This window comes from Amycolatopsis sp. lyj-346 (assembly GCF_046548975.1).
Taxonomy (GTDB): domain Bacteria; phylum Actinomycetota; class Actinomycetes; order Mycobacteriales; family Pseudonocardiaceae; genus Amycolatopsis.
Window position 1 is genome coordinate 163,428 of the sequence record NZ_JAJPWT010000018.1, and the last position, 8,846, is coordinate 172,273.

Annotated in this window: 2 protein-coding genes; both read left to right on the forward strand. The window is 74.2% G+C overall.

Annotated elements, in window-relative coordinates; translation table 11 throughout:
* The first annotated feature begins 249 nt into the window (after window positions 1-249).
* The gene (locus tag ACLJQE_RS37580) at window positions 250-1,527 is read left to right on the forward strand and encodes a cysteate synthase (RefSeq protein ID WP_410644342.1); all 1,278 of its coding nucleotides are present in this window, start codon (window positions 250-252) and stop codon (window positions 1,525-1,527) included.
* Entirely contained in the window at window positions 1,511-8,845 is a 7,335-nt protein-coding gene (locus ACLJQE_RS37585) for an amino acid adenylation domain-containing protein (RefSeq protein WP_410644343.1), read from the forward strand. The genes ACLJQE_RS37580 and ACLJQE_RS37585 overlap by 17 nt, the downstream gene beginning before the upstream one ends.
* The last annotated feature ends 1 nt before the right edge of the window (window position 8,846 follow it).

Here is an 8,846-nt window from a genome sequence, read left to right on the forward strand (position 1 = left end):
GATCTCGGCGATGGGCACTCGCCACCGGCGTCGGTCACGCCGAGAAGCCGTCGCGGCTGGCGATCCGCGTGAGAAAGCGCTACCCGATAACGCGGTTTCCGCGGTTTGCGCACACTTTTCCTTCTATTTATGAAAAAGACTGCGGTAGCGCTCCCTTCTTCGGGAATTAATCTGGATGTTGTCGGCTCCTCGTCTGTGGCCGCTTGAGTTGCGGCGTCCCCGTCTCCGCGGCAGAGGGAGCTCGAGCTCATGACCCGACCCGCTTACCGGCTGGTCTGTCCACTCTGCGAGGAATGGTACGAAGACGACGGCCTGCTGCTGGCCTGTTCGGAACCGCACGCCGACGCTCTGCTGAAGACCGCCTACCCCGCCCGCCGAGAGACCGCCGGGGCCGGCGGTCTTTTCCGGTACCGCGACTGGCTGCCGGTCCGGCGGGTGCTGCCGGACGCCGGTGCGCCCGCGGTCCTGCCCGCCGGGGAGCTGGGACGGCGGCTCGGGCTCGCCGGCCTGTGGATTTCCTTCAGCGGGTACTGGCCCGAGGCCGGAGCCGGCCTGGCCACCGGGACTTTCAAGGAACTCGAGGCTCACACCGTGCTCGGCCGGCTGCCGGACGAGCCGCCGGTGCTGGTCGTGGCGTCGGCGGGCAACACCGCTGCCGCCTTCGCCGCCGCGTGCAGCCGGTACCGGGTGCGGTGCGTGCTGGTCGTGCCCGCCGCGGCGCTGCCGCGGTTGCGGTTCGCCGGGCCACTCGACGACTGCGTGCGGTTGATCGCGCTCGACGGCGGACGGTACCGCGATGCGATCGCCCTGGCCGGTGCGCTGGGTTCGCTGCCTGGCTACCAGGCGGAGGGCGGGGTCCGGAACGTGGCCCGGCGCGACGGCCTGGGCACCGTCCTGCTGGCGGCGTACGAGGCGATGGGCGGCATGCCCGGCTGGTACTTCCAGGCGGTCGGCAGCGGTGCCGGGGCGCTCGGCGTGCACGAGGCCGCGCTGCGGCTGGCCGAACACGAGGACGCGGGTCCACCGCCGAAGATCGTCATGTGCCAGAACCTGCCCTACGCGCCGATCCACCAGCGCTGGACCGGGCACCCGGCGTCCGGTTCGGACGGTGACCTGATCGCGCCCGAGCTCGCCAACGCCAACCCGCCGTACGCGACCGCGGGTGGGGTCGCCGACTGTCTCGCCGCGACCGGCGGGGACGTGCTGGCTGTCGGCAACGACGACGCCGCGCGTGCCGTGCGGCTCTTCGAGGAGGTCTTCGGCATCGACATCGAGCCGTCCGCGGGGGTCGCGCTGGCCGCGTTGCAGCAGGCAGCCGAGGCGGGCCGGGTGCCCGCCGGCGCCCGGATCCTGCTCAACATCACCGGGGGCGGCCGGGCTCGCTTCGCGCGCGAGCACGTTGTGACGCCTGCCAATCCCGCCGTCCGGCTGGTCGTGCCCCGCAACCGGGCCTTCCCGAGCACCGAAGACGTCCTGCGGGCGATCGCCATGACGGAGCGGGGGGACGAGCGTGTCGTCACCGGTTGAGCTGCCGCTGTCGGCGGCCCAGCGGTCGATGTGGTTCGGCCACCAGCTCGACCCGACCGGTGCCGTGCACACCGTCGGCGAGTACACCGAGATCCACGGCCCGCTCGACGTCGCCGCGTTCGAGACGGCCCTGCGCCGGGTGGTCGCGGCCACCGAGGTGCTCGGCGTCCGGCTGGTGCGGACCGGCGGCGAGGTGGTGCAGCTGCTCGGGGCCGCGCCCGAATGGACGCTGACCAGGCTCGACCTGGCCGCCGAGGCGGATCCGCACGCGGCCGCGCTGGCCTGGATGCACGCGGACTTCGCACGTCCCGTCGACGTCGACGCTGGCCCGCTGTTCGGTTACGCCCTCCTGCGCCTCGCCGACGACCACTACGTCTGGTGCCAGCGCTACCACCACATCCTCATCGACGGTTACAGCTGCTCGCTGGTGGCCGCCAGGGTCGCCGGGGCCTACACCGCGCTCGCGTCCGGCGTGGACGTTCCCGCGTCATCGGGCGACTTGGCCGCGCTCATCGCCTTGGACGAGCACAAGGCCGATCGTGCCCACTGGCTGGAGCGCGCGGCCGGGCTGCCCGAACCGCCCACGTTGTCGCGGCGGGCGCCCGCTCCGCCGGGGGAGTTCCACCGCGTCGGTGACCCGCTGCCCACGGCCCAGGTGACGCAGCTGCACGCGATGGCCGCGGCCGCGGGGACCCGCTGGTCCCGCGTCGCGCTCGCCGCGCTGGCGCTGCAGCTGTGCCGGGCCGCCGGAACCCGCGACGTCGTGCTCGGCCTCGCCGTGACGACCCGCACGACCCCGGTCGCGAAGCAGACCCCGGGCATGGCCTCGACGGTGCTGCCGTTGCGGCTCGAGGTGCGTCCGGACACCCGCGTCGGCGAGCTGGTCGCGCAGACCGCCGCCGTGACCGCCGAGCTGCTGGCCTACCAGCGTCACCGCGGGGAGGAGCTGGCCAGGGAACTCGGCCGGGAGGGGCGCCGCCACTTCGGGCCGGTCGCCAACCTGATGGGCTTCCGCGCGGGGCTGAACTTCGCGGGCATCCCGACGACCACCCGGAACCTGTCCACCGGACCGGTCGAGGACTTCGCGCTCAACGCTTACGACCGCGCCGACGGCCAGGCGATCCACCTGGAATTCGACGGGAACGCGGCGCGCTACTCCGCCGGGGAGCTGGCCTCCTGCTACCGGGATTTCCGTACCCTGCTGGGAAACTTCCTGGAAGCGGCGCCCGGCACGCCGGTCGGGCGACTGGACCGCACCACGTTCGTCCCGGAACCCACGCCGCGGGTCACGACCGGTGCGGACACGCTGGTCGAGGCGTTCACCCCGGCCGACCCGGCCGCGGTCGCCGTGTCCTGCGGCGGGCGCACGCTGACCTACGGCGAACTCGACGCGCGGGCGAACCGGCTCGCCCGCGAGCTGACCGCGCGCGGTGTCGGCGTGGAATCGCGGGTGGCGATTTCGCTGCGCCGCACACCCGACCTGGTCGTCGCGGTGCTCGCCGTGCTCAAGGCCGGCGGCTGCTACGTGCCCGTCGACCCGGACGCGCCCGCCGCACGGCTGGCGTACGTCCTCGGCGACTCCGCACCGGTGTGCCTGATCACCGACGGTGAAGCCGGCCCGGGGATTCCCGTACTGCGGATGGACGTCCTCGACCTCGCCGCGGGGTCCGCGGCACCGGTCAGCCCGGCCGGGCTGACCGGCGACCACGCGGCCTACGTGATCTACACCTCGGGCTCCACCGGCAAGCCCAAGGGCGTCACGGTCACCCACCGGAACGTGCTGGCTCTGTTCGCCGCGGCGGGGCGGCACTTCACGATCGGCCCGGACGACGTGTGGACCCTGTTCCACTCCTTCGCGTTCGACTTCTCGGTGTGGGAACTGTGGGGCGCCCTGCTGCACGGCGGCCGGCTCGTCGTCGTCGAACAAGAGCCGGCCCGGGACCCCGCGCGGTTCCACCGGCTCTTGCGCGACGAGGGCGTCACGGTGCTCAGCCAGACCCCGTCGGCGTTCCAGCCGCTGCTCGAAGCCGACCGCACCGCACCTCGGCTGACGGCGCTGCGGTACGTCGTCTTCGGCGGGGAAGCCCTGGATCCCGCCCGGCTGGCGCCGTGGTTCGCCCGCTACGGCGAAGACCGGCCCCGGCTGGTCAACATGTACGGCATCACCGAGACGACCGTGCACGTGACCTTCCGCGTCCTGTCGCCGCCGGACACCGAAAGCGTGATCGGGCAGCCGCTGCCCGGACTCGGCGTGCACGTCCTGGACCACCACCTGCGGCCGGTGCCGCCGGGATCGGTGGGGGAGCTGTACGTCTCCGGCGCCCAGCTCGCCCGCGGCTACGCCGGCCGGCCCGGCCTCACCGCGACCCGGTTCGTGGCCGACCCGTTCGGCCCGGGACGGCTCTACCGCAGCGGTGACCTCGCCCGGTGGACCGAAGACGGCGAGCTGGTCCACCACGGCCGGGCCGACCAGCAGGTGAAGATCCGCGGCTACCGGATCGAGCCCGGCGAGGTCGAGGCCGCGTTGCTGGCGCTGCCGGGGATCACCGGTGCCGCCGTGGTGGCACGACGGGAAGAGCAGCAGCTCGTCGCCTACGTCGTGGCCGGGGAAGTGGACTTCGGCGCGGTCCGGGCGGCGCTCGCCGCGACGCTCCCGGACTACCTGGTCCCCGCGGCGTTCGTCCCGCTCGCGGCCCTTCCGCTGACCGTCAACGGCAAGCTCGACCGCGCCGCACTGCCCGCACCGGTCACCCGCGGCCCGGTGAGCCGGACCCCGCGTACGGGAGCCGAAACGCTGCTGTGCGAGCTGTTCGCGGAACTGCTCGGCACCGGGCCGGTCGGTGCCGGCGACGACTTCTTCGCCCTCGGCGGGCATTCCCTGCTCGCACTGCGGCTGCTCAACCGGGTTCGCGCGGTCGCCGGTACCGAGCTGCCGGTGCGGGAGGTCTTCGAGCGCCGCACGCCGGCCTCGCTGGCGACCCTGATCGGCGATTCGCGGGCTCCGCGGCGGCCCTCGGTGCCCCGGGACCGGCCCGCGCGGCTGCCGCTGTCGCCCGCCCAGCGCAGGCTGTGGTTCCTGCACCGGCTGGACGGACCGAACCCCGCCTACAACATCCCCCTCGCGCTCACGCTGTCCGGCCCGCTGGGCCGCGCCGCGCTGGCCACCGCGTTCGACGACGTCGTGGCCCGGCACGAAATCCTGCGCACGAGCTACCCGGACCACGACGGCGAACCGAGCCAGCGGATCCACGACACCTGGGCCGGGGTGACCCAGGTGTCCACAAGGGACGAACTCGACGCCCGCCACGCCTTCGACCTGACCGCTGAACCGCCGCTGCGCGTGTTCCTGCACCAGTGCGGCCCCGAGGAACACGAACTGCTCGTCGTGCTCCACCACATCGCCGCCGACGGCTGGTCGATAAGTCCACTGTGGAAGGACCTGGGTACCGCCTACCGTGCCCGCCTCGCCGGGCGCGAGCCGGACTGGGCACCCCTGCAGGTCCAGTACGCGGACTACGCGCTGTCCCAGCTCGAACCGGACGAGCGGGCGCTGGCGTTCTGGCGTGACACCCTTGCCGGCGCCCCCGAGCAGCTGGACCTGCCCGCCGACCGGACCGGGCCGCAGACCGGCCACGGCGGGACGGTGCCGGTGCGGCTGCGCGCCGGGCTGCGCGCGGTCGCCGCCGAATGCGGGGTCACTCCGTTCATGGTGGTGCACGCGGCACTTGCCGCGCTGCTCACCCGGCTCGGCGCGGGCACCGACATCCCCCTCGGCACGCCGGTCGCCGGTCGCGCCGACGAGGCCTGCGACGACCTCGTCGGCTTGTTCGTCAACACCGTCGTCCTGCGCGCCGACACCTCCGGTGACCCGAGCTTCCGCACGCTGCTGGCCCGGATCCGGGAAGCCGACCTGGCCGCGTTCGCGCACCAGGACGTGCCGTTCGACGCCGTGGTCGACGCGGTCAACCCCGGCCGGTCGCTGACGCGCACGCCGTTGTTCCAGGTCCTGCTCGCCTTCAGCAGCGATCCGCTGCAGGTGCCGGACCTGCCGGGGCTGCGGGTCCGGCAGGAACGCGCGGTCACCGGGCACGCCCGGTTCGCGCTGTCGCTGAACCTCTTCGAACGCCCCGACGGCGCCGACGGCGACCTCGACTTCGATGCGGGCCTGTTCGACCACGGCACGGCCGAACGGTTCGCCCGGCGGCTGGAGCGGCTGCTCGCGGCCGCGGTCGCGGACCCGGACCGGCCGCTGAGCACGATCGACCTGCTCACCGAGGCCGAGCGCGAGCAGGTGCTGCACACCTGGAACGCCACCGCGCATCCAGTGGACGGAGCACTGTGGACGGACCTGGTGGCGCGCCAGGACCCGGACGCCCCGGCGGTCGGCGACGCGGACACCGAGCTGACTTACCGGGAACTCCTGGCCAGGGCGGACGGGCTTGCGGCCCGGCTCGTGGCCGCCGGGGCGGGCCGCGGCCGGGTGGTCGCGTTCGCGCTGCCGAAGTCCGTCGACATCGCCGTGGCCGTGCTGGGCGTCCTCCACGCCGGGGCGGCCTACCTGCCGGTGGACCCGGACTACCCCGCCGAACGGATTGCCTACCTCCTGGCCGACGCCGAGCCGGTGTGCGTGGTGACGACGCCCGAACTGGCGCACCGGCTGCCCGGCACCGTGCTCACCCTCGACGGGACGACCGCCCCGCCGGTTCGCGTGCCCCTGTCGCCCGCCGATGCCGCCTACCTCATCTACACCTCCGGCACCACGGGGCGTCCCAAGGGCGTGGTCGTCGGGCACGGCAACCTCGCCGGCTACGTCGCCCACGCCGTGGCCGCCTACCCGGGCCTGCGCGGCCGCACGCTGCTGCACGCGTCGATGTCCTTCGACGCCACCGTGACCACGCTGCACGGCGCGCTCGCCGCGGGCGGTCACGTGCACATCGGCGAGCTTTTCGGGGGTCCGGGTGGCGGAGCCCCCGGCTCGGGGCGAAGCCCCGGTTGTCACAGCGAGCTTTTCGGGGGTCCGGGTGGCGGAGCCCCCGGCTCGGGGCGAAGCCCCGGTTGTCACAGCGAGCTTTTCGGGGGTCCGGGTGGCGGAGCCCCCGGCTCGGGGCGAAGCCCCGGTTGTCACAGCGAGCTGGAGGGCGAGGGGTACACGTTCCTCAAGGTGACGCCCAGCCATCTGCCGCTGCTGGCGGAGTCGCCCGGCACGTGGCCTGCCGAGGAACTGATGGTCGGCGGCGAGCTGCTGCTGGGCAGCACGGTGCGGGAATGGCGTGAGCGGTTCCCGCAGGCGGTGCTCGTGCACCACTACGGACCGACCGAAACGACCGTCGGCTGCACCGACCTGCGGTTCGCTCCGGGGGAGCCGATGCCCGACGGTCCGGTCCCGATCGGGCGGCCGATGCGGAACACCCGCGCGTACGTGCTCGACGCGGCGCTCAACCCGGTGCCGCCCGGGGTGACCGGGGAGCTCTACATCGGGGGTGCCCAGGTTGCCCGGGGCTACTGGCGCCGCCCCGGCCTGACCGCCACCCGGTTCGTCGCCGACCCGTTCACCCCCGGGGAACGGCTGTACCGCACCGGCGACCGGGCCCGCTGGACCGCCGATGGCCTGCTGGAGTTCCGCGGCCGGGCCGACGACCAGATCAAGCTCCGCGGGTTCCGGATCGAGCCCGGCGAAATCCGGGCCGCGCTGGCCCGCGAACCCGGTGTCGCCGCGGCCGCGGTGGTGGTGCACGACCGGCAGCTGGTGGGTTACGCGGTGGGGTCCCCGCTCGATCCGGCCGCTTTGCGCGCCCGGCTCGCCGAGGCGCTGCCGGCACACCTGGTTCCCGACGCGGTGGTCGTGCTCGACGAGCTTCCCCTGACCGCGCACGGAAAGCTGGACCACGCGGCACTCCCGGCGCCGGCCACCGGATCCGGTGGCCGGCCGCCGGGCACCGAGGCCGAGCGGCTACTGGCCCGGCTGTTCGCCGAGGTCCTCGAACGGCCGGAGGTGCGCGCGGACGACGGGTTCTTCGCCCTCGGCGGAGACAGCATCCAGTCGATGCGGCTGGCGAGCCGGGCCCGTGCGGCAGGACTGCGGATCACCCCGCGCGACGTCTTCGCGCACCAGACCGTGGCCGCGCTGGCCGCGATCGCCGTCCCGGCCGCCGCGGTCGCCGACTCGCGGCCGGGAACCGGGCCGGTGCCCCTCACCCCGGCCATGCGCCGCGTACTCGACCGCGGCGTGCCGGTCGGCTCGTTCAGCCAGTCGATGGAGCTGCCGGTGCCGGTCACCGCCGGACCGGAGGAGGTCGCCGCCGTCCTGCGCCGGCTGCTGGACCACCACGACGCACTGCGCATGCGCGTCACCGGGAACGAGGTCGAGATCCTGCCCCGGGGAGCCGTGGACACCTCGGCCCTGCTCGCCGAGCCGGCATCCTCGTTGCGCCCCGAGCGTGGCGAGGTGGTCCGCGCGGCTCTGCTGCCCGGAGGACGGTTGCAGCTGGTGGTGCACCACTTCGCGGTCGACGCCGTGTCCTGGGGCATCCTCGCCGAGGACCTGGCCGACGCCCTCGCCGGCCGCCCGCTGCGCCCGGCGAGCAGCCCGTTCCGCGCGTGGGCGGAAGCCGTCTCGGCCGAGGCCGCCCGCCGGGAGCCCGAAGCAGACCTGTGGCGCGAGATGCTGAGCGACCCCCCGCCACCGCTGGGCCGGCGCGCGCCGGACCCCGCGCGGGATGTCCTCGGCGCGATGCGGCACCACACGGTCCGCGCGGCGGCGCCGGGCACGGACGTCACCGAGGCGTTGCTGGCGGCACTGGTACGCGCCTTCGGGCACGGTGTGCTCGTCGACGTCGAACGGCACGGCCGGGTCGAGCTGGGCGGCACCGACCTGACCCGGACGGTCGGCTGGTTCACCGCCGTCCACCCGCTGCGGCTGGACACCGGCTCGGTCGCGGACGTGCACGAGCGCCTGCGGTCGCTGCCCGACGACGGCATCGGCTACGGCCTGCTGCGCCACCTGCGGCCGCAAGGGTGGCCCGCCGGGCTCGCCACGGCCACGATCGGGTTCAACTACCTGGGCAAGCTCGCCGCGGTGCCCGCGCTCGGCGGGGACCCGGACATGCCGGTCGCCCACGCTCTGGAAATCACCGCCGCGATCGTCGGCGGCGAGCTGACCGCCACCTGGTCGTGGCTGCCCGAGGTGCTCGACGACGCCGAGGTGCGCGCGCTGGCCGCGGCCTGGGCCGGGCACCTGGGCGAGCCGGACCTGCCCGGCATCGAAGTGTCCTCGGCGGAACTCGCCGAGTGGGCCGAAGAGTTCGGGGAGGTGCACTGAC